Source organism: Rhodococcus sp. 05-2254-6 (genome assembly GCF_002258565.1).
GTDB lineage: Bacteria > Actinomycetota > Actinomycetes > Mycobacteriales > Mycobacteriaceae > Rhodococcoides.
Genome location: NZ_NOZF01000141.1, coordinates 1 through 24201, shown reverse-complemented (window position 1 = coordinate 24201; position 24201 = coordinate 1). Strand labels below are relative to the sequence as shown.

22 protein-coding genes and 1 pseudogene are annotated in these 24201 nt (G+C 64.6%); 14 read left to right on the top strand and 9 right to left on the bottom strand.

Annotated elements, in window-relative coordinates; all coding sequences use genetic code 11:
• Positions 1–94: 94 nt before the first annotated feature.
• The 4 genes and pseudogenes from CH256_RS18645 to CH256_RS18630 all read left to right on the top strand — a co-directional run.
• Positions 95–1381, top strand: a pseudogene (locus CH256_RS18645) (aldehyde dehydrogenase (NADP(+))); the annotation flags it as partial.
• A 32-nt stretch (positions 1382–1413) separates the two neighbouring features.
• Positions 1414–2340, top strand: a complete 927-nt coding sequence (locus CH256_RS18640) for a 5-dehydro-4-deoxyglucarate dehydratase (protein WP_094640478.1) — start codon at positions 1414–1416, stop codon at positions 2338–2340.
• The gene (locus tag CH256_RS18635) at positions 2340–3608 is read left to right on the top strand and encodes a glucarate dehydratase family protein (protein WP_068048975.1); all 1269 of its coding nucleotides are present in this window, start codon (positions 2340–2342) and stop codon (positions 3606–3608) included. Before CH256_RS18640 ends, CH256_RS18635 begins: the two co-directional genes overlap by 1 nt.
• Positions 3609–3657: 49 nt before the next feature.
• Positions 3658–4605 (top strand): GGDEF domain-containing protein, encoded by a 948-nt coding sequence (locus CH256_RS18630; RefSeq protein ID WP_143536618.1) that lies wholly within the window; start codon positions 3658–3660, stop codon positions 4603–4605.
• 22 nt (positions 4606–4627) lie between these two features.
• Here CH256_RS18630 and CH256_RS18625 read toward each other — a convergent pair whose 3' ends face one another.
• Complete coding sequence (locus CH256_RS18625; protein WP_094640476.1) at positions 4628–5170, bottom strand: TetR/AcrR family transcriptional regulator; 543 nt, start codon at positions 5168–5170, stop codon at positions 4628–4630.
• Between the two features lie 81 nt (positions 5171–5251).
• On the opposite strand from CH256_RS18625, the gene CH256_RS18620 reads away from it, so the two are divergent.
• The gene (locus CH256_RS18620) at positions 5252–6184 is read left to right on the top strand and encodes an alpha/beta hydrolase (RefSeq protein WP_094670258.1); all 933 of its coding nucleotides are present in this window, start codon (positions 5252–5254) and stop codon (positions 6182–6184) included.
• Here CH256_RS18620 and CH256_RS18615 read toward each other — a convergent pair.
• The 4 genes from CH256_RS18615 to CH256_RS18600 are packed head-to-tail and all read right to left on the bottom strand — an operon-like array spanning position 6181 to position 10767.
• A complete protein-coding gene (locus tag CH256_RS18615) occupies positions 6181–6843 on the bottom strand; it encodes a TetR/AcrR family transcriptional regulator (protein ID WP_094670256.1) in 663 nt (220 codons plus the stop codon). The genes CH256_RS18620 and CH256_RS18615 overlap by 4 nt on opposite strands.
• On the bottom strand, positions 6840–7685 hold the full coding sequence (locus CH256_RS18610; RefSeq protein WP_068048936.1) for an SDR family NAD(P)-dependent oxidoreductase: 846 nt from the start codon (positions 7683–7685) through the stop codon (positions 6840–6842). The genes CH256_RS18615 and CH256_RS18610 overlap by 4 nt, the downstream gene beginning before the upstream one ends.
• Positions 7682–9220 carry a flavin-containing monooxygenase gene (locus tag CH256_RS18605; RefSeq protein ID WP_255183305.1) on the bottom strand — a complete coding sequence of 513 codons (1539 nt, stop codon included), beginning with the start codon at positions 9218–9220 and terminating at the stop codon, positions 7682–7684. Before CH256_RS18605 ends, CH256_RS18610 begins: the two co-directional genes overlap by 4 nt.
• 56 nt (positions 9221–9276) lie before the next feature.
• On the bottom strand, positions 9277–10767 hold the full coding sequence (locus CH256_RS18600; protein WP_094670255.1) for a SulP family inorganic anion transporter: 1491 nt from the start codon (positions 10765–10767) through the stop codon (positions 9277–9279).
• Positions 10768–11145: 378 nt separating this feature from the next.
• Here CH256_RS18600 and CH256_RS18595 point away from each other — a divergent pair, with 378 nt between their 5' ends.
• Together CH256_RS18595 and CH256_RS18590 are read left to right on the top strand one after the other, a co-directional pair.
• Positions 11146–12732, top strand: a complete 1587-nt coding sequence (locus CH256_RS18595; protein ID WP_373454847.1) for a ribonuclease J — start codon at positions 11146–11148, stop codon at positions 12730–12732.
• Between the two features lie 158 nt (positions 12733–12890).
• Positions 12891–14147 carry a lipase family protein gene (locus CH256_RS18590; protein ID WP_068048927.1) on the top strand — a complete coding sequence of 419 codons (1257 nt, stop codon included), beginning with the start codon at positions 12891–12893 and terminating at the stop codon, positions 14145–14147.
• 8 nt (positions 14148–14155) lie between these two features.
• Here CH256_RS18590 and CH256_RS18585 read toward each other — a convergent pair whose 3' ends face one another.
• Complete coding sequence (locus CH256_RS18585; protein WP_068048924.1) at positions 14156–14563, bottom strand: MerR family transcriptional regulator; 408 nt, start codon at positions 14561–14563, stop codon at positions 14156–14158.
• A gap of 30 nt (positions 14564–14593) precedes the next feature.
• Positions 14594–16102 (bottom strand): SulP family inorganic anion transporter, encoded by a 1509-nt coding sequence (locus CH256_RS18580; RefSeq protein WP_256980765.1) that lies wholly within the window; start codon positions 16100–16102, stop codon positions 14594–14596.
• Positions 16103–16256: 154 nt separating this feature from the next.
• On the opposite strand from CH256_RS18580, the gene CH256_RS18575 reads away from it, so the two are divergent.
• The 3 genes from CH256_RS18575 (at position 16257) to CH256_RS28160 (ending at position 18106) form a co-directional block, all read left to right on the top strand.
• Complete coding sequence (locus CH256_RS18575) at positions 16257–17150, top strand: LysR substrate-binding domain-containing protein (RefSeq protein WP_068048920.1); 894 nt, start codon at positions 16257–16259, stop codon at positions 17148–17150.
• Positions 17151–17280: 130 nt separating this feature from the next.
• Positions 17281–17766 carry a hypothetical protein gene (locus tag CH256_RS27755; RefSeq protein WP_143536617.1) on the top strand — a complete coding sequence of 162 codons (486 nt, stop codon included), beginning with the start codon at positions 17281–17283 and terminating at the stop codon, positions 17764–17766.
• A gap of 163 nt (positions 17767–17929) precedes the next feature.
• A complete protein-coding gene (locus tag CH256_RS28160) occupies positions 17930–18106 on the top strand; it encodes a hypothetical protein (RefSeq protein ID WP_179272143.1) in 177 nt (58 codons plus the stop codon).
• A 7-nt stretch (positions 18107–18113) separates the two neighbouring features.
• On the opposite strand, the gene CH256_RS18565 is transcribed toward CH256_RS28160, so the two are convergent.
• Together CH256_RS18565 and CH256_RS18560 are read right to left on the bottom strand one after the other, a co-directional pair.
• A complete protein-coding gene (locus tag CH256_RS18565; RefSeq protein ID WP_032396713.1) occupies positions 18114–18509 on the bottom strand; it encodes a universal stress protein in 396 nt (131 codons plus the stop codon).
• Complete coding sequence (locus CH256_RS18560; RefSeq protein ID WP_094670252.1) at positions 18506–19501, bottom strand: 2-hydroxyacid dehydrogenase; 996 nt, start codon at positions 19499–19501, stop codon at positions 18506–18508. The genes CH256_RS18565 and CH256_RS18560 overlap by 4 nt, the downstream gene beginning before the upstream one ends.
• A 339-nt stretch (positions 19502–19840) precedes the next feature.
• On the opposite strand from CH256_RS18560, the gene CH256_RS18555 reads away from it, so the two are divergent.
• The 4 genes from CH256_RS18555 to CH256_RS18540 all read left to right on the top strand — a co-directional run.
• Positions 19841–21418, top strand: coding sequence for an ABC transporter substrate-binding protein (locus CH256_RS18555; RefSeq protein WP_094670251.1), 1578 nt, complete (start codon positions 19841–19843; stop codon positions 21416–21418).
• 1 nt (position 21419) lies between these two features.
• Positions 21420–22349, top strand: coding sequence for an ABC transporter permease (locus CH256_RS18550; protein ID WP_068048905.1), 930 nt, complete (start codon positions 21420–21422; stop codon positions 22347–22349).
• An 8-nt stretch (positions 22350–22357) separates the two neighbouring features.
• A complete protein-coding gene (locus CH256_RS18545) occupies positions 22358–23344 on the top strand; it encodes an ABC transporter permease (protein WP_068048902.1) in 987 nt (328 codons plus the stop codon).
• Positions 23341–24201 (top strand): ABC transporter ATP-binding protein (locus CH256_RS18540; RefSeq protein ID WP_094670250.1); only part of this gene is annotated, 861 nt, incomplete at its 3' end. The genes CH256_RS18545 and CH256_RS18540, both read left to right, overlap by 4 nt.

Below are 24201 nucleotides of genomic sequence, written 5' to 3'. Positions count from 1 at the left end.
TTCTGCGACGGTGCGCTCGATCAGGGTGTCGCCGAGCGCCGCGATGTTGTCGGCGATGGTCTCGAGGAACTGCGCGCGGGTCTCCGAGGACGTGGCCCGCATCACCGGCGAGGTCGGCCGCACCACCGGACAACTGCGTCTGTTCGCTTCCGTTCTGCGCGAGGGCAGTTGGAACGGAGCCCGTATCGATCCGGCCCAGCCCGAACGCGCGCCCCTCCCCCGCGCCGACATCCGCCAGCGACAGATTCCCCTGGGACCGGTAGCAGTGTTCGGTGCCAGCAACTTCCCGCTCGCCTTCTCCGTCGCCGGCGGCGACACCGCGTCCGCCCTCGCAGCCGGATGCCCCGTGGTGGTCAAAGCACACGACGCCCACCCGGGAACGTCCGAGTTGGTCGGCCGCGCAATCGCCGACGCGGTGTCCTCCACCGGAATGCCCTCTGGAACGTTCTCACTGTTGTTCGGCTCCGGCCGCGGACTCGGTACCGCTTTGGTGACCGACCCTCGCATCAAGGCCGTCGGATTCACCGGATCACGCTCGGGCGGAACGGCTCTCGTTGCCGAGGCGGCCGGTCGCCGCGAGCCCATCCCGGTGTACGCCGAGATGAGTTCCATCAACCCCGTCTTCGTCCTCGACGGCGCACTCGCCACCCGCGGAGCCGAACTCGGCCGCGCCTTCGTCGCATCGCTCACCATGGGCTCGGGCCAGTTCTGCACCAACCCCGGTCTCGTCATCGCCGTCGACGGCCCGGGCCTGCAGACCTTCACCGAGGCGGCCACTGCCGCTGTGCAGGAGTCCACACCCACCACGATGCTGACCCCGAACATCGCCGCGAGCTACGCCGAGGGCGTCGACACTTTGAGCGAAGTCGTGACCGAGCTCGCCAGGGGTACAGACGCACAGGCCCCGAACGCCTGCCGCGCAGCGCTGTTCACCACCGACGCCGATACGTTCCTCACCTCCGATGCAGCACAGGCCGAGGTGTTCGGCGCGTCGAGCCTCATCGTTCGCTGCACCGATGCACAGCAGGTTCGCGACGTCGCCGCGCTCCTCGAAGGGCAGCTGACCGCCACTGTCCATGCCGACGAGTCCGATCACACCGAGGCAGGCAAACTCCTCTCGGTGCTCGAACTCAAGGCCGGTCGCATCCTGTTCGACGGATGGCCCACCGGCGTCGAGGTAGGCCACGCAATGGTCCACGGCGGCCCCTTCCCCGCCACTTCCAATTCCCGCACCACCTCGGTCGGATCTCTCGCCATCGAGCGCTTCCTGCGTCCTGTTTCCTACCAGGACGTGCCGAAATCTCTGCTGCCCAATCCAATTGCCGATGGCAACCCAGAGGGCATCTTTCGCCGCATCGACGGCCAGCTCACCCAAGACTGACTCACCCCCACCTAGTTCTCGAGGAGACCACCATGCTCGACGGAGTCCTGTTCTTCCCCGTCACCCCGTTCACTGCCACCGGTGAGGTCGATTACGACCTGCTGGCCGCGCACATCGCGAAGGGTGTCGATGCGGGACCCGGTGGAGTGTTCATCGCGTGCGGCACGGGCGAATTCCATGCCCTCGAAAGCGAGGAGTTCGGCAAGATCGTGCGCACCGCGGTCGACGTCGTTGCCGGCCGCGTCCCCGTCTACGCCGGTGCAGGCGGATCCGTCGCCCAGGCAAAAGCATTCGCCGCGAGCGCGAAGACCAACGGAGCCGACGGAATCCTGTTGCTCCCGCCCTATCTGGTGACGATGCCGCAGGCCGGGTTGGTCAACTACACCGAGGCCGTTGCCGGTGCCTCGGATCTGCCACTGATCGTTTACAACCGCGGTAACGCTCGCTTCACCGAGGACTCGGCCGTCGAGGTGGCGCAGCTCCCCACCGTCGTCGGATTCAAGGACGGTACAGGCGATCTCGATCAGGTCGGCCGCATCGTTCGGGCAGTGCTGGATGCCCTCGAGCCGTCGGGCAAGCCCTTCCAGTTCTTCAACGGCCTGCCCACCGCCGAGGTCTCGCAGCAGGCCTACCGCGCCATCGGTGTCACGCTGTACTCCTCGGCGACGTTCGCCTTCGCGCCCGAGCTTGCGCTGGCGTTCTACCGATCCCTCGACAGCGGAAACGAGAAGCTCACAGCCGCACTGCTGCGCGAGTTCTTCCACCCGCTGGTTCGCCTACGCGACAAGGTTCCCGGCTACGCCGTCTCTCTCATCAAGGCAGGCGTGACGATGGAGGGCATCGAGGCAGGCCCCGTGCGCCCGCCACTGGTGGACATCAGTGCACCGCACCTCGAAGAACTGACCGCGATCGTAGCCGCCGGCCGGGCCGTGCTGGCGGACGAGCTCGCGGTGCACTGATGCAGGATCCGATTCTGATCACCGGCGCTCGGATCACCCCGATCGCGTTCGTCGACCCTCCGTTGCTCAACACCGTCGGTGTGCATCAGCCGTACGCACTGCGCGCCATCATCCAACTCGATACCGATGCAGGCATCGTCGGACTCGGTGAGACCTATGCCGACACCGCACACCTGGCTCGTCTCGACGCGGCGGCCCAGGCCATCACCGGCCTGGACGTGTTCGCACTCAACGCGATTCGTGACGCCGTCGACTCCGTACTCGGAACCCTGTCGATCACCGGTGGTGACGGCGTCGCCGGAATGATCACCACGGCCAGCACCACCGACCGTGTGTTCTCACCCTTCGAGATCGCCTGCCTGGACGTCCAGGGAAAAGTACTGCAACGACCGGTGTCGGATCTGCTCGGCGGCAAGGTGCGCGATTCGGTTCCGTTCAGCGCGTACCTGTTCTACAAGTGGGCTGCGCATCCCGGGCAGCAGCCCGACGAATGGGGCGAGGCGATCGATCCGGAAGGCCTGGTTCGGCAGGCTCGAAAGATGATCGACGAGTACGGCTTCGAGGCCATCAAGGTCAAGGGCGGCGTCTTCCCGCCCGACGAGGAGATCGCCGGTATCAAGGCGCTGCGGGAGGCATTCCCCGAGCTTCCGCTCCGGCTGGACCCCAACGCGGCGTGGACGGTCGACACCTCCATCCGCGTTGCCGCCGAGCTCGACGGCATCGTCGAGTATCTCGAGGACCCGACACCAGGACTCGACGGGATGGCCGAGGTCGCGCGGGAGGCGAAGATGCCACTCGCGACCAACATGTGCGTCGTCGCGTTCGATCATCTACGGCCCGCGGTGGTGAAGGATTCGGTGCAGGTGGTGTTGTCCGACCATCATTACTGGGGCGGCCTGCAACGATCGAGGTTGCTCGCCGGAATCTGCGAGACCTTCGAGCTGGGTCTGTCGATGCACTCGAACAGCCACCTCGGCATCAGTCTGGCCGCCATGGTGCACCTGGCCGCGGCGACGCCCAATCTGACCTACGCCTGCGATACGCACTGGCCGTGGAAGAACGAGGACGTCGTCGTACCCGGGGTGTTGAACTTCGTCGACGGTGCGGTGGCCGTGCCCACCGGGCCGGGGTTGGGCATCGAGATAGACGAGGCCGCCCTCGCAGCGCTGCATCAGCAGTACCTCGACTGCGGTATCCGCGACCGCGACGACACCGGCTACATGCAGAGCATCGATCCGAGCTTCGAGAACACGTGCCCACGCTGGTAGGGGGCTAAACTCGCAGCAGGTCGTGGGGACCGTGCGAGAGGCTAGTGGTGTGAACAGTGGCTGGCAGTACTCCCCTGCCTCGGTAGCGCGGACGTCCGGGGTCAATTGCCTCGTCAGCGGGTTGGTCGGTGTCGTCATCGTCGTCGCGGCGTCCCCCCGGGCCGCCGCGGTCCTGTGTGCGCTGGCTGTGCTGTGGTGCGCACTGGGCGTGTACATGATTGCCGCAGCTCCGGTACTTTCCCGGCGGCTGTACCTGTTGATGCATCTGTCGGGCCTGACGAGTATCGCCTTGTTCTGCACCGCTGCGGGCGGCGAGATGGCGGCGTTGTCCGGGATCTTTCTCCAGCTACTGTTGGTGACGCCGGCGTTCATCGTCCTGCCCGCCCGTATCGCTTGGCGTACAACGGTTCTCAACGCGAGCTACATTGCGTACCTGGGCATCGCGGTGGGAGACCTGCACCCCGTTCTGGTGGTCAACGCCGAGCTCGTTGTCGTGGCAATCGCGATCTCTGCGGCCTGGGTCCAGAGCGTGGCATCGACCTCCGAGATCGACGATCTGACCCGACTCGCGAATCGGCGGCGATTGACCAGAGAGCTGGACGCTCGGCCGGGAACGGTCGCGAGCGGAAAGATCGACGCCGTCGCCGTGGTGGACATCGATCACTTCAAGGTGATCAACGACGACTTCGGGCACGCGGCAGGCGATCACGCACTCGTCACCGTGTCGGATGCACTACGCAACTTCCTCCCGCCGCAGCATCTGCTGAGCCGCTCGGGCGGCGACGAATTCACCGTACTGTGCATCACCGGCACGGGTGCCGAGCTGCGCACCGCCATCGATCGAGTGCGGACGGAGTTGCCCGCGGACCTGACGATCTCGGTAGGGGTGGCTTGTCGACAGGACGGAGAGACCGCCCGCGCGACCCTCGAGCGCGCCGACCGAGCGCTGTACGAGTCGAAGAAACTGGGCCGAAACCGAACGACCATCCACGACTGACGTTCCAGCGATCCGACAACCGTCAGACGCCGACCTTGCGGAAGAGCAGATCGATGATCGCCCGCTTCGACGACTCGTCCTGCGGGTGCGTCAACATGGCCTCGACGACGAAGACGATCATGCGAGTCGTCGGTTCGATCTCGGCTTCACCGACCTCCTCGCGGCGTAGCTCGGCGGCGATCCACTGCTCCCACAACGAGTGAAAATTGTTGTGCCATTTGTCGAGACACGAGGATACCGAGGTGCGGGAGTGCACTGTGTCGACCAGCCGGTGATACTTCTCGAGCTCCTCCACCACCCAGAGGACCTGCTCGTTCACCGAGAGCCCGGTGAGCGCGGCGAACCGAGCAAGCGCATCGGTGTGAATCTCGTCCAGCACCCCGACGAGTAGCTCGTCCTTGTCACCGAAATACCAGTAGATCGTATTGGTGGTCACTCCGGCCGCAGTCGCGATCCGCCCCATCGGCGTGTGCTCGTAGCCGTCGTCGACGAACAGCGACCGAGCGGCGCTCACGATCTCGGAGCGCTTCTCGGCGCGATCGACGGGTCGACGGTTGCGCGGCATCTCGACATCCTATCTTGATCGGCATTCAAGACAGTGCTAGCTTCTTGAATGCCGATCAAGGACCAGACGAAGGACCACCACATGAGCGCCGACGACCAGGCCGGATACACCCGCACCGACGAATGGTTCGACTCCGAGGGAGTGCGCTGCGCCGCTGCGGTGTATCGGCCGACCGGAGCCACCGCCGACACACCGGCCGTGGTGATGGCCCACGGATTCGGCACCCCGCGTGCCATTCGCCTCTTCGCCTACGCGGAGATCTTCGCCCGCGCCGGCTACACGGTTCTCGTCTTCGACTACCGCCACTTCGGCGACAGCGACGGCCAGCCGCGGCAGCTCCTGGACATCGGCAAGCAACTCGTCGACTGGACCAACGCCGTCGCCTACGCCAGGACTCTCGACGGTGTGGACTCCGCTCGCATCGTCGGTTGGGGCACCTCCTTCGCCGGCGGACACGTGCTCACCAGGGCAGGTGCCGGAGAGAATTTCGCCGCTGTCATCGCTCAGGTTCCGCACGTCGACGGCATCGCTGCCGTGCGCGCCACCGGACTTCGGCGCACCATGAAGCTCGCCCCATCGGCAGTGATCGACCAGATCCGCGCAGTGCGCGGGAAATCCCCCCGGTACGTCGAATCCGTCGGCCACCCCGGTGATGTCGCTGTGATGGCCACGCCCGACGCCGCGCCCGGCCGCGACAAACTTCTCGCCGAGTCCGGGCTCGAATCCGGTGCCTACCCCGAAACCGTTGCAGCACGGATCCTTCTACGCATCGGGCTGTACTCGCCCGGTAGAACCGCGTCGAAGATCACCTGTCCGGTACTGGTACAGATCATGTCGGAGGACGCCATCACGCCGGCGGCGGTGTGCCAGCAGGTCGCGCGCAGGATTCCCGACGCCACCGTGCACATCCACAAGGGTGGGCACTTCGACCCCTACGTGCAGCCACTGTTCCCGACCATCATCGAGGAACAACTCGCATTCCTGAAAGGGGTTGTGCCGGTGAGCCAGGGCTAGTGGCGCACTGATTCCGCAGCGAGGGGCGCGACGATGTTGGCGAGCATGGTCGCGATGGTCGCGACGACGATGCGTCGGTCTGCGGCGTAGCCACTCTGATACCAGGTCATCGCGGTGTGGCTGATGCCGCCGATGGCCGCGGTGGCGAGCAGGTCGACATCCAGATCGGGGCCCGAGGGAATCTCGCCCGCGAACGTACGAAGGTAGCCGAGCAGCAGTGTTCCGAATTGCTGCATCACCGTCAGGTACGTCTGCTCGACGCGGGGGCTGACCCCGAGCACCTCCATCCACACCACTCGGGCCAGGTGCGGATCTTCGATGACCTGGAAGAAGGGGTCGAGCAACTGCTTCGCAACATCCCTGAGATCACCGTCCCGATCCACCTGCACGATTGCGTCGGATACCGAATCGGTGAGGCGTGCAATGCATTCGGCGTAGACAGCGAGCAGCAAGTCCTCGGTCTTGTCGAAGTGCCGATAGAAGTCTCGATCGGCGATCTTGGCCTCGCGGCACAGTCCGCGGACCGTCGCGGCGCGGTATCCGACGCTGCCGAACACCCGTAGCCCGGCGTCGAGCAGCTGCCGCCGCCTGCGATCGTCGCGGTCGGCCGCGCTCTCACCGCCGTAGGCGCGACCTGCGGCTTCGGACACGGTGCTCATGACCGTCGGGCATCCAATTCGGCAGTCAGACGGATCAATTCGGCGTCCCGTTCCATCGCGGCGTCCATGATCGGGTTCACGATGCCGCGCAGTATCGAGATCGGGATCCAGCGACCGGGGACGGCGATACGCGCAGCCCGCCGTCCGATACCTCGAACGGCCACGCGCGCGAGCTTGTCCGGCGTGATCGGACGGAGCAGGGGCGAGGGAAAAGCCCGGTCGATCATGGCCGTCGCCACGTCGTCGCCGCCGAATGCGACCTCGGCGATCGGCGTCGCCACCCATCCCGGATACAGCACTCCAGCAGTCGCTTTCGTGCCCGCAAGTTCCGCCCGCAAAGCACGACCGAGCTGCTCGACCGCCGCCTTCGAAGCCGCGTACGGCGCATTCGCCAGGCCGTTGAGGTACGCGTACGTGGACGAGGTGAGCAGCACGTAGCCCCCGGACTCGACGATGTGCGGCAGAGCGGCCCGCACCGTGTTCCACACGCCGATCAGGTTGACGCCGATGACCCGCTCGAAGACTCCGTCGTCCACGGAGCGAACGGTCGATGCCTTCGCACCGCTGGAGATTCCGGCGTTGGCCATCACCATGTCGAGCGTGCCGAAAGTGTCGATCGCGGTTGCGACGGCTGCGTCGAGCTGCTCGCGCACCGTGACGTCGGCGTACGCGATCGCCACGCGCTGGTTACCCAGCTTCGCCGCCACCGATTCGAGATCGGTGGACTTCATATCGACCAGAACGATCGAGGCACCGCGTCGATGCAGCGCAGTGGCAACGGCGGAACCGATTCCGCCTGCCGCGCCGGTGATCAGCGCGACCTGGCCGGTGTGCTTGCTCATGCCGATACCTCGTCCTTCGTCGTCGCCTCGGTGGACGACCGGTGGATGTGATGGGCCTCGGGCCGAAAACGCTTGGCCCACCGGCGGAATGTGAAGCTGAACCCGGGGAACATGGCCACGACGTGTCCGGATTTGGACTGGTACCAGCTGTGGCAGCCACCGTCCTTCCAGACTGTGCCCTCCATCTCGCGATGAATCGTGTCGGTGTATTCCTGCTCGGCAGCTGCGGTGACCTCGATGGCCGTCGCACCCACCTGCCGGACGGCGTCGACGGCCCGCACGATGTACTCCATCTGCGCCTCGATGAGGAAGATCGCAGAGGTGTGGCCGATTCCGGTGTTCGGCCCGGTGACGACGAACAGGTTGGGGAATCCTGGAATCGTGGTACCGAGGTAGGCACGTGGGTAGGGATCCCAGACGTCGGACAGGGCTCGGCCGTCACGTCCGATCACCGGGTACGATATGACGCCGTCGGTGGCGTCGTATCCGGTGGACCACACCAGAAGATCGACATCGACGTGTTCGCCTGTGGTGGTGACAATTCCGGTCTCGGTGATTTCCGAGATGCCGTCGTTCTTGTCGTGCAGGGTGACGTTCGCCTGCCCCAGCGCGGGATAGAGCGTGTTGGACAGCAGAACCCTCTTGCACCCGATGACGTAGTCAGGGGTGACCTTCGCTCGAAGCTCGGAATCCGGCACCTGAGACTCGATGTGTTTCAACGCAGTTCGCTGCGCCACCGCCTTCAACATAGTCCGCGAGTACTTGAAGCCGATGATGCGAGTTTCGAGACTCCAGTAGATCCCCGCGCGGACCAGCCTGCGGATCGGTTCCAACTTCAGCAACCTGCGCTGCCACGGCGTGAATTCGCGATCGTGACGGGGCATCACCCAGTGCGGGGTGCGCTGGAAAACGTGCAGCTGTTCCACGTCGGGTTGGATCGCAGGAATCACCTGTGCGGCACTGGCACCGCTGCCGACGATGGCCACCCGCTTGCCGGCGTGGCCGTACTCGGTGTCCCAGTCGTTCGTGTGAAACTGCTTGCCCTGAAACTTCTCTCGGCCAGGGAACGGTGGCACGACGGGAGTGCTGAGGGGTCCCGAGGCATTGACCACGAACTTCGCCGCATACTCGCCGCGCGAGGTGGAAATTGCCCAGTGATCACCGACCCATTCGATCTTCTGCACATCCGTGTTCGCATGTGTTCGAGCAGGCAACCCGTTGGAATCGAGCACGTGCTGGGTGTACCGATCGAGTTCCTCACGTTCGGCGAACATCCGCGTCCACTCGAACGGCTCCGACGCAATCGAGTAGAGCGGACTCTGCACATCGACGGCTGCACCCGGGTAGCGGTTCTGCTTCCACGTGCCACCGAGGAAGGGACGCCTTTCGAGAATCACGAGGTCGTCGATTCCCCGATCGAGCAGTGCTTTCGCGGCGCACTGGCCACCGAAACCGCTGCCGATGATCACCGCGGTGTGAACATGCATGCTGACGAACCCCTCCCGCACGAAACGCGATCCGATGACGCGCGTCATCACTTTAAAGTGATGACGCGCGATTCCGCAATGGTTTCGGAACCGGACTTGCTGCGTCAGTGCCCGCCGGACAGCTGCCCACTCAATCGAACGTGCCGTTCGGCAGATGCGGCGTTCAGTCCGATGATCCGGACATGTTTGCCCTTCGCCTCGTACTTCGAGGTGATGGCATCGAGGGTCGCCACGGTCGACGCGTCCCAGATGTGCGACTCCGACATATCGATGACGACGTTCTTCGGATCTCCCACGTAGTCGAACTGATAGATCAGATCGTTGCTCGACGCGAAGAACAACTCACCCTTCACCGCATACGCGCGAGTGTCCTCGTCGGGATGAGCCACATCGACGACCTCGGTCAGGTGGGCCACCCGTCGCGCGAACAGCACCATCGCGGTGACCACTCCCACCACGACTCCGTAGGCCAGGTTGTGGGTGGCGACGGTGACGACCACGGTTGCCAGCATGACTGCTGTTTCACTCCTGGGCATGCGCCGCAACGTCTTCGGATGAATGCTGTACCAATCCATCGTGCCGATCGCGACCATGATCATGACGGCCGCCAGCGCGGCCATCGGAATCAACGCCACGATGTCGCCGAGCCCGACCACGAGAATCAGCAGAAACACACCGGCGAGGAACGTCGAGATGCGCGTCCGGGCACCCGAGGCCTTGACGTTGATCATCGTCTGGCCGACCATCGCGCAACCACCCATGCCGCCGAAGAAGCCGGTGATGACGTTGGCTGCGCCCTGGCCCCAGCTCTCGCGGGTCTTGTTCGAGTGCGTGTCGGTGACGTCGTCGACGAGCTGGGCGGTGAGCAACGACTCGAGCAGCCCGACGATGGCCATGGCCAACGCGTACGGAGCGATGATGCTCAGGGTTTCGAGGTTCAGGGGAACGTCGGGAAACAGCAGTGCGGGCAGGCTCGACGGCAGCTCGCCTTCACCGCCGACGTTGGGGACGTTCAGCGCGAACACCACCGTGGCAACGGTCAGCAGCACGATGGCGACCAGAGGTGCGGGAACGACGGAGGTGACCTTGGGGAGCAGGAACATGATCAGCAGACCGACGGCCACCAACGGGTACACCAGCCACGGAACGCCGATGAGCGACGGAAACTGCGAGGTGAAGATCAGAATTGCCAGTGCGTTGACGAAGCCCACCATGACGCTGCGAGGAATGAAGCGCATCAGCTTGGCAACGCCGAGGACCCCGAGAACCACCTGGAGGACGCCGGCGAGGATGACGGTGGCGATGAAGTAGTCGAGGCCGTACTGCTTGGCGACCGGGGCGATGACCAGGGCAATCGCTCCGGTGGCCGCGGAGATCATCGCGGGGCGACCGCCCAGGAACGCGATGGACACGGCCATCGTGAAGGACGCGAACAGGCCCACTCGCGGATCGACGCCGGCAATGATCGAGAACGCGATGGCCTCGGGGATCAGCGCCAACGCGACAACCAGGCCGGCCAGCACCTCGGTTTTGAGCATTCGGGGGGACCGCAGGGCACCCATGACGGTAGGAATCCGCTCGGCGGAGTCGCTCATATCTCTCCATTCGTGATCGATGGACTTCACGTGCCGACCAACGGCCGCTCTCGTCCATGGGTGGGCGCATCGCTGCGCCCGAAGGCTTTGTTTGTGGAGCCCGATGGGCATCTCACGCGTCCCGCACACATCAGGTGGGGGAGAAACAGTCGGGAAGCTGATCCCTACTCTTACGCAAGAGTAGAGTTGACGCAAATCGACAGTCTTCGGACCGGGGTCGACACCAGGTCGGAGGCCCCCCGTAGCGTAAGAGGCATGTCGAGATCACCACGGAACCGCAGATCCCCCGCCGCACCGAGAAAGCGATCCTCCTCCGCGCTCCAGGCAGGGCACCTTCGCGTGATCGCGACCGGCGGTCTCGGCGAGATCGGTCGGAACATGACGGTCTTCGAATACGACGGAAAACTGCTGATCGTCGACTGCGGCGTCCTGTTCCCCGAAGAGCACCAGCCCGGCGTCGACGTCATCCTCCCCGACTGGAGTTGCATCCGCGATCGTCTCGACGACGTCGTTGCGATCGTCCTCACCCACGGACACGAGGATCACATCGGTGGCGTCCCGTACCTGCTGCGCGAGCGCGGCGACATCCCCGTCATCTCGTCGCGGCTGACGCTGCACTTCCTCGCTGCCAAGTTCGAGGAGTTCAAGGTATCGACAAAGCTGATCGAGGTCGAGGCGGGGCAAACCCGTCAGGAAGGCCCGTTCGAGCTCGAGTTCATCGCCGTCAACCACTCGATTCCCGACGGTCTCGCCATCGCCATTCGCACCGACGCCGGGCTTGTGCTGCACACCGGCGACTTCAAGATGGACCAGTTCCCGCTGGACGGCCGGATCACCGATCTCCGTAGCTTCGCACGCCTCGGCGAGGAAGGGCTCGATCTGCTTCTCGTCGACTCCACCAACGCCGAAGTTCCCGGGTTCATGGTCTCCGAACGCGATCTGGTCCCGGCCATCGAGAAGGTGTTCCGCGAAACGACGGGGCGCGTGATCGTGTCGAGCTTCGCCAGTCACGTGCACCGCATTCAACAGGTACTCGACGCCGCGCATGCGCAGGGCCGCAAGGTTGCGTTCGTGGGCCGATCGATGGTGCGCAACATGAAGATTGCAACCGATCTGAATTACCTCGATGTGCCCGACGGGCTCGTCGTCGATCTACCGAAGCTCAACCGTCTTCCGGCGAACAAGATCACGCTGATCTGCACCGGATCGCAAGGCGAGCCTCTCGCCGCGCTGTCGCGGATGGCGTCGGGTGAGCATCAGATCAAGGTCGGCGACGGCGACACCGTGCTGATGGCGAGCAGCCTCATTCCCGGAAACGAGAACGCGATCTACCGCGTCATCAACGGTCTCGTCGACAAGGGTGCACGCGTGGTGCACAAGGGAAATGCGAAGGTGCACGTCTCCGGTCACGCCAGCGCAGGCGAGCTCGTCTACTGCTACAACATCCTCGAGCCCGCCAATGTGCTTCCCGTACACGGTGAGTCGCGGCATCTGCGCGCCAACGCCGATCTCGCGATCAGGACCGGCGTTCCCCGCGATCGAGTGTTGATCGCCGAGAACGGAAGCGTCATCGATCTGTTCGACGGCGTCGCGCAGATCACCGGCTCCGTCCCCATCGAACTGATCTACGTCGACGGCAGTGCCGTCGGCGGTGTGACGGAGGATTCGCTGGCCGAACGTCGCCTGCTCGCGAACGAGGGCGTGCTGACCGTCATCGCGATCGTGGACCCCGACACCGGCCTGCTGGTCGACGACGTCGACTTCATCGGACGCGGATTCGCCCACGAGGCCAACGCTTTCGACTCACTCGCCAAGGCGATCGGCAAGACTCTGACCCGCGAGAGCGACGGGAACGTCGCCTCACGCGAGCACATCGAGAAGCGCATCGTGCAGGAATCGGCGCGATGGGCCAAGCAGACCCTTGGCCGTCAGCCCCTCATCGTCCCGGTGGTCGTCGACGGCTGAAGCGTCTCGTGTGAGTGGCGAGGTGACGTGACGCCGAAGCAATTCGTCATGGTTCGATCCGAGAAAATAGTGCGTTCGGCCCCTGTAGATGGTTTCGGCCCCTAGAGTCGTTTGGAAAGCTCCGGTAACGATCCGGAACTTGGACCGGGGGGTCTCAGATGGGGAAGTACGCGAAGTTCGGCCGTCGGTGTACAGCGGCGGTCGCTGCGGTTTCGTTGGTGGTGTCGGGCGGGCAATGGTCGGCGGGTGCCGATCCACTCGGCGATTTCCAGAATCCACCGCGAACCGCCGAATCGATCGCCGCGACACCACTCGACGATCCGTGGGTCGTTCCGCCGCCCGGATACGAAACAGCCGCTCCCGGAACAGTTCTGCGGACCCGCAGCGTCACCGTCGGACCACTTGTCACCCCGGTCACCACCACCCAACTGCTGGTCGCCTCGACCGACGCGAAGGACCGCCCCGCTGCCATCGTCACCAGCGTCATCGTCCCGACCGCGCCCTGGACCTCGCCGGGTCCACGCCCTGTTGTTGCCTACAACATGGCCATCGATTCGCTCGGCGCCACGTGTGAGCCATCGTGGACCATGCAACGGGGCATCGCTCCGGAATTGGCGCCCGTGCAGCTGCTTCTGGCGCGGGGCTACGCCGTCGTAGTCACCGACCACCAGGGGCCACGCCATGCGTACGCCGTCGGACCGATGGCGGCGCACGCCGTACTCGACGGTCTGCGCGGTGCGGTCACGACCGCCGCGCTCGGCCTCGATCCGACTGCGCCCCTGGGTATTACGGGCTACTCAGGTGGGGCGATCGCATCGGGCTGGGCCGTGCAGGAGGCTCCGGCCTACGCCCCCGAACTGAACATCGTCGGCGCAGCGTTCGGCGGAACGCCCACCGACTTCGCGCTGCTACGTCAGTCCATGAACGGCAACGCAGCGTCGGCGGTGTTCCTCGCGGCAGCGATGGGCGTTGCGCGCGAGTACCCGGAGATGTTGTCGCTCTACAACGACGACGGGTGGCGGCTCGCACAGGCGTCGAAGGACCTGTGCATCGTCGGGATTGCACCGTTCGGAATCGTTGCTCCGATCCGCATCGAGTCACTGTCCATCACTCCCGATGCGTTCGATTCGCCGCTGGCGCTCGCAGTTGCCGATCAGAATCGATTGGGAGACGGCGGAACCCCGACGGCACCGGTGTTCCTATATCACGGACAGCAGGAGTTCTGGATTCCGAAGGAAGGTCCCGAGGCCGTGTTCGACAAGTGGTGTTCACGCGGAGCCGACGTCCGCCTCGAGGAATACCTGGGTGAGCACAGCATCGTTGCCGGCAGTGGAGCTCCCGGTGCATTCGCGTGGTTGGACGACCGCCTCGCGGGAATTCCGGTTCGACCTGGATGCAGTAGCTTCGGCCGCTAGAGCCGAACCTACTCGCTCCGGGCTGGTGCCCCGCGAGTCGACAGCACCTCGGTCAGTTCCTCGGCGTAGGCGAGCTGCCGCCGCAACGTGCGGCAGCTTTCCTCTGCCTTGGCGTGGCATTCACGCACGAAAGCCGCGGCCGACGACCGATCGTCGTCGGTCGCGTTCGCATCGCCCAGAACGTCGAGGGATTCGAGTAGCTGCTTCATCTCGGCCAGCGTGAAGTCCAGAGGCTTCATCCGACGGATGACGAGCAGGCGTTCGACATCGGACTCGGTGTACAGCCGGAAGCCGCCGACGGTCCGAGCAGAGGGCGTGACCAGGCCGACGTCGTCGTAGTGACGCACCGTACGGATGGACAGCTCGGTTCTCTGAGCTACCTGCCCGATCTGCATGTGCATGCCGTCGTCTGCCATGTGCCGCCTCTCCTCGACCGCCCACCCTAGTCAGTGTTCGGCACCGAGGTTTCCACTGAGGCGCTCGTGCCGCTCGATCGACGGCGCGTTCAGGCCGACGATCTCGACCGTCTTGCCCTTCGCTGCGTACTTGGTGGTGATGGCATCGAGGGTCGCGACGGTCGACGCGTCCCAGATGTGCGACTCCGACATGTCGATGACGACGTTCTTCGGATCTCCCACGTAGTCGAACTGATAGATCAGATCGTTGCTCGACGCGAAGAACAACTCACCCTTCACCGCGTAGACCCGGGTGTCCTCGTCGGGATGAGCCACATCGACGACCTCGGTCAGGTGGGCCACCCGTCGGGCGAACAGCACCATCGCGGTGACCACACCGACCAACACGCCGTAGGCGAGGTTGTGGGTGACGACGGTGACCGCAACCGTGGCCACCATGACCAGGGTCTCGCTCTTGGGCATGCGCCGCAACGTCTTCGGATGAATGCTGTGCCAGTCGAAAGTGCCGATGGAGACCATGATCATCACCGCGACGAGTGCGGCCATCGGAATGAGCGCGACGATGTCGCCGAGGCCGACGACCAGGATCAGCAGGAAGACTCCGGCCAAGAATGTCGAGATCCGCGTACGCGCACCGGAGACCTTGACGTTGATCATGGTCTGGCCGATCATCGCGCAGCCCCCCATACCGCCGGTGAATCCGGTGACCAGATTCGCCACGCCCTGGCCCCAACCCTCGCGGGTCTTGTCGGAATGCGAATCGGTGATGTCGTCGACGAGCTTGGCCGTCATCAGAGACTCCAGCAGGCCGACGAGCGCGATCGCAAGTGCGAACGGCGCGATGATCGACAGTGTGTCGAACGTGAACGGCACGTCCGGAATCAGGAACGACGGCAGCGAGGACGGCAGTTCGCCCTCGTCGCCCACATCCGGAACCGCCAACGCGAAGACGAGTGTGACGCCGGTGAGTATCACGATCGCGATCAGCGGTGCCGGCACGATGGTCGTCAGCTTGGGCAGGAAGAACATGATGAGCAGGCCCACGGCGACCATCGGGTAGACCAACCACGGCACCCCGATCAGGTACGGCACCTGGGAGCTGAAGATCAGGATCGCCAGCGCGTTGACGAATCCGACCATGACGCTGCGCGGAATGAATCGCATCAACTTCGCGACACCGAGAACGCTGAGCACGACCTGCAGCACTCCGCCGAGAATCACTGCTGCGATCAGATAGTCGAGACCGTACTCGCGCGCCAAGGGAGCGACGACCAGCGCAATCGCTCCGGTGGCCGCGGAGATCATCGCCGGCCGGCCGCCGACGATGGAGATGGTGACGGCCATCGTGAACGACGCGAACAGCCCGACGCGCGGATCCACGCCGGCGATGATCGAGAACGAAATGGCTTCCGGAATCAACGCCAGCGCCACGACCAGGCCTGCGAGCACTTCGGTCTTCAGCCGCTTCGGCGATCGCAATGCACCCAGCACCGAGACGTCTTCGACGGCGGTGGCAGGCACCTGGGCAGCTCGAGACACGACGGCTCCATTCGATGAGTGCAGGGGACGTCCTGCGCGGGCGACTCTACTCTTACCGGAGGGAAGGTTGCTACTCGTCGCCGCTGTCGGCTCTCCGCTAGATTGATGTGACAAGGCACGCCGAAACCGCCAGCGCGATGCAAGGAATGAATCGATGTTCTCGCTCAACAGGTTGTCCTGCTTCATCGCCGTGGCCGAGGAACTGCACTTCGGCCGCGCTGCCGAGCGACTGCACATGACGCAGCCGCCCCTGAGCAGGCAGATCCAACAGCTCGAAAGCGAAGTCGGCGTGCAGCTGATCGACCGCACCAGCCGATCGGTGACCCTGACGGCCGCGGGATTGGCATTCCTTCCCGAGGCCCGACGCATCCTCGACCTCGCCGAGGGCGCCCTCCTCACTGTGCGACGTGTCCCCACCGGAGACCTGGGGACCGTCGTCGTCGGATTCACCGGCGCATCGGCGCATGCGGTGCTACCGCAGCTGCTCGACGCCGCACGCGAGAAGTTACCCGACGTGAAACTCGTTCTACGCGAAATGGTCTCGGCGGTGCAGATGGAATCCTTGGCCGTCGGCGATATCGATCTCGGGTTGGCCAGGCCACCGCTCAAGCGTCCGGGCATCGCGTCGCGGCCGGTGCTGCACGAGTCGTTGATCGCGGCGATGCCCGACACTCATCCGCTGGCCGAGAAGAGCGAACTGTCGGTGGAGGACTTCGACGAGCAGCCGATCATCATGTATTCACCGGTCGACGCGCGGTACTTCCACGAACTGCTGATCAGTACCTTCACCATCGTCGGGGTGTCTCCGCGCTACGTGCAGTACGTGACCCAGGTGCACACGATGCTGGTGCTCGTTCGTTCCGGAATCGGATTGGCACTGGTACCGGAGTCCGCGTCGACCATGCGGCCGGAAGGTGTTGTGTTCCGGCCGGTTCGGACGGTCAAGGAACGCCCCGTCGAGTTGGACGCCGCCTGGCGAGTGGACAACGACAACCCGGCACTGCACCGCTTCATGACCGATGTGCTGCCGACGCGGGAGTGGTCGTGATGCGCCGCTGATCGAGTTGCCGAGCGTGCCCGAAACCGCAAGTGAGCGCCCTTTTCACCGACTGCGCGCCCCCGATCAGGTCATAGCGGGGGCGCGCAGTCGATAAAAGCGGTGTGAGGTCCCCGTTTGCGTGATCGATGGTCCGACAACCGTCGTGGACCGCGGAACCGCACGGCCCTCATCTGGCAACCATCGGCGTGCATTCGACCAGCATGAAGAGTGGGCGGGTGAAATTGGTTGCCCAGAACTCATCGGATTGTCGTTGCTCAGCAGACGGGCGAGGCTCTCGCAGGTTCGTGATGACGAACCCTGCTGCGGTGATCATCCCGATGTGCTCTTCCAACGAATAGAACTGCTGAAAGGACTCTGCAGGCGACGTCGGACCCGCAAAGTCGAAACGCTGCTGGACCGTTCTTACACCGAAGTAGTCGCCGATCGTGGACGCGAAGCCGATTCCCTCGCGATCTGTGCGGGCGGCGTAGAAGCAGGGATGCATGGACAACACGACCAACCGCCCGGCGGGCTGAAGGACTCGACGAAACTCGACGAATCTTTTTGCTGGTTCGGCTATCCCGTGCGGAAGATGATTCGCTCCCAGTACGCCGCGTTCTGCTGATACCCGCCCGATCTTCGACCCGATTCAGCGTATCCACCGAGCCCGACTCGGGACCCGTCTCCATGATGTGGGTGGCGGGTAGTCATTACTTTCCCTTATGATTTGCCGGGCGCCGGGAAGATCGCCGGCGCTGCCGCAGCCGGCTTCCGACCCAGGGGATCGCGTGACCACCGTTTTCTGGACACCACGTTTCGCTGCTGTGTACTTCCTCGCAGCTCTCGCAGCGTTCGTCCTGTTCACTGCGATCGGCTCGAACATGGCGATAGTCGCACCACTGATCCTGACCCTGATCGGACTGGGCATCGCCGTGTTGATTCGACACGGCAGGACCCGCCGATGACGCGCACTCAGCGCGGCAACCCCACCGGCGGCTTGACGGCCGTCACCGGGCAGTGGGCCTCGAGCAGTACACGCTGAGAGATGCTGCCCATGAACAATTTTCCGACGGGTGATCGACGCCGGATGCCGATGACGACGAGCTGAGCCTGCTCGTCGAACGAGAGGTCGATCAGATTGTCGGCATGCGAGCGGCCTGCTTCGTTGTCGTGGATCTTCGTCGTGACACCGAGCGCCGACGCCTCCTCGCGAGCCGATTCGACGGTGGCAGCGAAGTCCGCCTCGCCTGCGCTGTCGTTCTCGGCCACGATGAGCAAGTCCGTTTCGCGCATGAGTGCCTCACGAAATGCGAAGGGCAGTGCGCCTTTTCCCTCGGTGGTCGGCGAGTAGCCGACGACGACGGTCACTGCGTCACCGGCGTGACGAGGGTGCCGTCGGCCAGAAAGCGATCGAGGTTCTCGAGCGTGAGCGCTTCCATCGCAGCCCGCGTCTCCACCGTTGCGCTGCCCACGTGCGGCAGCAGCACCACGTTGTCCATCGCCAACAGGGCGTCGGGCACGTCCGGTTCGTGCGCGAAGACGTCCAGGCCCGCTCCGGCGAGCTTCCCCGCACCGAGCAACTCGATGAGCGCCTCCTCGTCGACGACGCTTCCGCGGGCCACGTTGATCAGATATCCCTGCGGTCCCAGAGCTTCGAGCACTGCGCGATCGACCAGATGCGCAGTACCCGAACCGCCGGACGCGGCGATGATCAATATGTCGACGTTCTCGGCGAGCGCTGTCGGGCCGGCAGCGTAAACGTAGGGCGAACCGTCGATCTCGTTGCGATTGTGGTACGAGATCTCGCAGCGAAACCCGTTGAGCCGATCGGCAATTGCCGAACCGATGCGGCCGAGGCCGATGATTCCGACACGCTTGCCGGTGACCTGACGCGTCAGTGGCGTGTTGCCCTCGGTGGGCCAGCGGCCGGCGCGCACGAATCGCTCGGCCGAGCACAGGCCGCGCACGGTGTCGATCACCAGACCGACGGCGAGGTCGGCCACACAGTCCGTCAACACGTCGGGGGTGTTGCTGACGACGACGCCGCGTTCGGCTGCCGCGTCGACGTCGGTGGTGTCGTAGCCGACGCCGAAGTTCACAACGGCTCCGAGCTGCGGCAACCGTTCCATCAACGCAGCATCGACGCCGGTGCGGCCGGAGGTGACCACCGCAGAGATCGACGCACCGTGCTCGGACAGGAACTCGTCGCGATCGTCGCCCTCGGGCAGTTCCAGCGCGTCGTACTCGGTAACCAGGGTGTCCATCAACGACGGCTTCAGCGGTCCCACTCGGAGAACTCGACCGCCTCGTTGCGAATCGGATTGAGACACAGAGGTTTTCTGCGAGCTGACGGTGACCATGGTTCTCCTCGCGAGATGGTGGAGCGTGCGCGTTTCCTGTACGGTATGCCGCCCTTCGAATACCTGTCCAACACGGAAATAACATGGACCGATACCCAAACGGCATGAACGACGCGTCGCCGATGCAGCTCTGCCGGGGTCGTCATGCATCTTGCCTGGTCAGTCCAGCAATGCTGTGACTCGGACCGCAGTCAAGCCGTCGCTGTGACCCACAGAACTGGACGAAAAGTCGATTTCGTCCGGTTGACGGTGGCGATGACCCGCTCATACCGTGTGTCTACCGTCACAGATTCGGCTGCGACTTGCAGACGCGGATCCTTTTTCCCACTGGAGGCCACCATGAGCCCTGCACTCTTCGTGCAGCAGGGACGGACCCACCGTGTCGCCGCAATAGCCGTTGGCGCGCTGTCACTTTCACTTGTCGCGAGCGGATGCACCGTCGCCAACTCCAACAACGGCGGAGCCGCCCGCGCAGATACTCTTCGCATCGTTCTGCCGCAGGAGCCGCCGACCCTCGAAGCCTGCGACGTCTCGCTCACGTCGGTGGGTGTGGTGACGCGCTCGAACATCACCGAGCCACTCATGGAACGCAACCCCAGCACCGGCGATCTCGAGCCCAAGCTCGCCGACTCCTGGGAGCAGACCTCCGACACCGAATGGACGTTCACCATCCACCCCGGCGTGACGTTCAGCGACGGCAGTCCCTTCGAGGCCGAGGACGCCGCGTTCTCGATCGATCGCACCGTCAATTCCGAACTGGGCTGCAACGTCGAGGGGTACGTGTTCGGCGACGCGAACCTGGTGGTCACCGCAGTCGACCCGATGACGCTGACCGTGCAGTCGCCCGAGCCCGATCCCATTCTGCCGCTTCGGCTCTCGTTCGTGGAGATGGTGCCCCGCACCTCGAGCTACACCGAGCGGGTACGCGAGCCGATCGGAACGGGACCGTTCGCGATCGAGCGCTGGGATTACGGCCAGAAGCTCTCGCTGGTGCGCAACGAAACCTACTGGGGCCCGAAGCCCGAGTACGCCAGGGCCGAGTACCAGTGGCGCAGTGAGGGCAGCGTTCGCGCCTCGATGGTCACCAACGGTGAGGCCGAGATCGCCACCTCGGTCGGACCGGAGGACGGTGCAGGCGATCTGGGAGTCGCGTACCCCAACAACGAAACCACAGCGCTGCGCATCCAGGCCATGCAACCGCCCCTGGACGACATGCGCGTACGCCAGGCGATCAACTACGCCATCAATCGCGAGGGCATCGTCAAGGCACTGTTCCGTGAACTCGGTTCCCCTGCAGAACAATTGATCTCCGAGGGTGTCGTCGGCTTCAACGAGGACTTGACACCGTGGCCCTACGACATGGACCGGGCCCGCACGCTGATCGACGAGGCCCGCGCCGACGGCATACCCGTGGACACCGAAATTCGACTCATCGGGCGCACCGGACAGTTCCCCAAGATCAACGAAACAGTCGAGGTGATCCAGAACTCGCTGTCCAAGATCGGCATGAACGTCAAGATCGAAATGATGGATGCCGCCGGCACTGCCGAATACCAGGAACGTCCGTTTCCGGACGTCGGGCCCTACCTGCTGGTGATTCAGCACGGTAACCAGGCCGGCGACTCGGCCTTCACCGTCGACCAGTACTTCACCAGCGACGGATTCCAGAGCGCCTACGGCACAGCGGAATTCGACAGAGAGATCGCCGCGGCGGGCGCACTGACCGGAGAAGACAGGCAGGACGCGTACGCGCAGGTGTTCGCCGACGAACCGAAGGACATCATGCAGATGGCCTACATCGCGCACATGAACGGTGTGCTCGCCAAGGCGTCCTCGGTCGACTACACCCCCAACTCGGCCACGGTCGACGAAATGCATCTCGCCGCGATGACTCGCGCCGACACCGAGAGGCCCTGACATGTTCAGATTCCTGCGCCGACGGATCTACACCAGCCTGATCCCGCTGTTCGTCGTTCTGCTGGGCGTGTTCTTCCTCGCTCGGCTCACCGGCGACCCCACCAGCCTGTACCTGCCCGAGTCTGCAACCCAGGCCCAACGCGAGGCGTTCCGCGCCACCAACGGCTTCGACCAGCCGGTCCTGACGCAACTGATGGACTACTTCAAGGGCGTCGTTCAACTCGACTTCGGGCAGTCGCTGCGCACCGGCGAGGACGCGTCGGCGATGGCACTGCGCGCGTTCCCCGCGACGCTGCAGCTGGCGTTCGCGACGATGTTCCTCGCCATCCTCGGCGCTGTGATCATCGGATGCTGGGCTGCCTACCGACCGAATTCGCTGGCCGATCGCATCTCGAGCCTGCTGTCGATGACGGCCGCGTCCATCCCCGATTTCTGGTTCGCCATCATGGGTGTCTACGTCTTCGCCATCCTGTTCGGCTGGCTGCCCACCTCGGGCGTGGACAGCGGAATGCTCTCCTGGGTGCTGCCGATCGCCACCCTGCTCATTCGCCCTCTCGGCGTACTGACCCAGGTGGTGCGCGGCGCGATGGTCTCGGCGCTGTCGGCACCGTACGTTCGCCTCGCGAGAAGCAAAGGCGCAGGCGATCTTCGAGTCGTCACCCACCACGCTCTACGCAACGCCGCTGCACCGGCGCTCACGGTTGCCGGCGACCTGATGGTCGGGCTCGTCAACGGCGCGGTGGTCGTCGAGGCCATCTTCGGCTGGCCCGGCATCGGAAAGTTGATGATCGACGCCATCCTGCAGCGCGATTTCGCTGTTCTGCAGGCGGCCGTGTTGTTGACGGCGGTGAGCATATTCGTGCTCAACATCGTCATCGATGCCTGCTACGCACTGCTCGACGCCCGGGTTCGCGACAAGGTGAAGGTCTAGGTAAGAACATGTCACTCGACTTCGAAGCACCGAAAACATCCGAGCCCGAGGATGTTCCACCGTCGGTTCCGGTGGAAGCCCGCAAGGCGTCGGCCCCGCTGTGGAAGCTGCTGCTGCGCGACCGGGTCGCCACCGTCGCCGCCGCGATCCTGGTACTGGTCTTCCTCACCGCGATCTTCGGCCCGATGCTGGTCGGTGACGCCGCCACCGATCAGGATCTCGACCGCTCGAATCTGCCGCCGTTCACCCTCGACACCGGGTGGATGAACATCCTCGGCACGGATCCGCTGGGACGCAGCATGCTGGCCCGGCTGATCGTGGCCAGCAGAACCACACTCTCGGTGGCCGTTCCGGCCGTGATCCTCTCGGCGATCATCGGCTCGTTCATCGGGATGTGGGCCGGCTTCCATCGCGGCTGGCGTGAGACCGCGGCCATGCGCGTCGCCGACGTCATCCTCAGCTTCCCGTCCCTGCTGATGGCCGTCGTGGTGCTCTACGTCTTCTCGCCCAGTGCCGCGAACATCGTTCTGGTCCTCACTGTTACGCGCATTCCGATCTACCTACGTACCGCCCGCGCCGAGTCCGCCGAGCTGCAGAGTCGGTTGTTCGTCGACGCCGCCCGCACCTTCGGCGCGAAGAGCGGATCGGTGATCCGCCGGCATGTGGCCCCGATTCTGCTGCCGACCCTGCTCACAGTCGCCACCCTGGACTTCTGCTTCGTCATTCTCGCCGAATCGTCGTTGAGCTTCCTGGGCATCGGCATTCAGCCACCGGACGTCTCGTGGGGACTGATGGTCTCGCAGGGCCGCACCTACCTGCAGACCGCCTGGTGGCTCTCGTTCTTCCCCGGTCTGGCCATCGTGCTGACGACCGTCTCGGCCACCGTGCTCGCTGCCTGGGCGCGCATCGCCACCGACCCGGCGCAGCGGTGGCGACTCAACGTCCCCCGCTCCAAGCGCTCTCGCCTGCTCCCCGTACGAAAGGTCGTCTCATGAGCGCACCGGCAACCGCACCCCAGCGACCCGACACCGGCAGCGTCGCCCTCGACGTTCGCGGACTGACCGTCGATCTGCGGACGCCGTCGGGTGTCATTCGCGCCGTCGACAACGTCACCTTCACCGCCCGCCGCGGTGAAACCCTGGCTCTGCTGGGTGAATCCGGCTGTGGCAAGTCGATGACCGCCCAGGCCGTCGTCGGGTTGCTCGAACCGATCGCCGACATCACCGGCGGCTCGGTGGAGCTGGGCGACGTCGATCTGGTCACCGCCAAGACCAAGGTGCGACGCACCATCGCCGCCACCGAACTGGCCATCGTCTTCCAGGACGCACTGACAGCCCTCAACCCCGTCTACACCGTCGGAACCCAACTGGCCGAACCGTTTCGGATCCACCGGGGTATGTCCGCCAAGCAAGCACGCGCGGAAGCCATCGCGCTGATGACCCGAGTGGGAATTCCCGAGCCCGAATCACGCGCGGACTCGTACCCACACCAATTCTCCGGTGGCATGCGCCAACGCCTGCTGATCGCCATGGCCGTGGCCCTGAGTCCGTCGGTACTGCTGGCCGACGAACCCACCACCGCCCTCGACGTGACGGTCCAGGCCCAGATCATGGCTCTGCTCAAGGAATTGCGCACCGAACACGACATGGCCGTCGTCCTGATCACCCACGACCTCGCCCTGGTGGCCGAAGAGGCCGACCGGGTCGCCATCATGTACGCGGGCAACGTGGTCGAGACCGGACCGGTGTCCGAGGTGTTCGGTGAACCACGCCATCCGTACACGAAGGGACTGCTCGACTCGGTGCCGGTCCACGCCGTCCGCGGTGAGGATCTCAAGTCCATCGGCGGCACG

Excerpts from the sequence above, each read along its gene's own strand:
- CH256_RS18595 (WP_373454847.1), top strand. The coding sequence starts at position 11,146 with ATGACGGTCTTCGAATACGACGGAAAACTGCTGATCGTCGACTGCGGC.
- CH256_RS18590 (WP_068048927.1), top strand. The coding sequence starts at position 12,891 with ATGGGGAAGTACGCGAAGTTCGGCCGTCGGTGTACAGCGGCGGTCGCT.
- CH256_RS18615 (WP_094670256.1), bottom strand. The coding sequence starts at position 6,843 with ATGAGCACCGTGTCCGAAGCCGCAGGTCGCGCCTACGGCGGTGAGAGC.
- CH256_RS18635 (WP_068048975.1), top strand. The coding sequence starts at position 2,340 with ATGCAGGATCCGATTCTGATCACCGGCGCTCGGATCACCCCGATCGCG.
- CH256_RS18560 (WP_094670252.1), bottom strand. The coding sequence starts at position 19,501 with ATGGTCACCGTCAGCTCGCAGAAAACCTCTGTGTCTCAATCCGATTCG.
- CH256_RS18600 (WP_094670255.1), bottom strand. The coding sequence starts at position 10,767 with ATGAGCGACTCCGCCGAGCGGATTCCTACCGTCATGGGTGCCCTGCGG.
- CH256_RS18610 (WP_068048936.1), bottom strand. The coding sequence starts at position 7,685 with ATGAGCAAGCACACCGGCCAGGTCGCGCTGATCACCGGCGCGGCAGGC.
- CH256_RS18605 (WP_255183305.1), bottom strand. The coding sequence starts at position 9,220 with ATGACGCGCGTCATCGGATCGCGTTTCGTGCGGGAGGGGTTCGTCAGC.
- CH256_RS18545 (WP_068048902.1), top strand. The coding sequence starts at position 22,358 with ATGTCACTCGACTTCGAAGCACCGAAAACATCCGAGCCCGAGGATGTT.
- CH256_RS18550 (WP_068048905.1), top strand. The coding sequence starts at position 21,420 with ATGTTCAGATTCCTGCGCCGACGGATCTACACCAGCCTGATCCCGCTG.
- CH256_RS18640 (WP_094640478.1), top strand. The coding sequence starts at position 1,414 with ATGCTCGACGGAGTCCTGTTCTTCCCCGTCACCCCGTTCACTGCCACC.
- CH256_RS18620 (WP_094670258.1), top strand. The coding sequence starts at position 5,252 with ATGAGCGCCGACGACCAGGCCGGATACACCCGCACCGACGAATGGTTC.
- CH256_RS18555 (WP_094670251.1), top strand. The coding sequence starts at position 19,841 with ATGAGCCCTGCACTCTTCGTGCAGCAGGGACGGACCCACCGTGTCGCC.
- CH256_RS18625 (WP_094640476.1), bottom strand. The coding sequence starts at position 5,170 with ATGCCGCGCAACCGTCGACCCGTCGATCGCGCCGAGAAGCGCTCCGAG.
- CH256_RS18585 (WP_068048924.1), bottom strand. The coding sequence starts at position 14,563 with ATGGCAGACGACGGCATGCACATGCAGATCGGGCAGGTAGCTCAGAGA.
- CH256_RS18575 (WP_068048920.1), top strand. The coding sequence starts at position 16,257 with ATGTTCTCGCTCAACAGGTTGTCCTGCTTCATCGCCGTGGCCGAGGAA.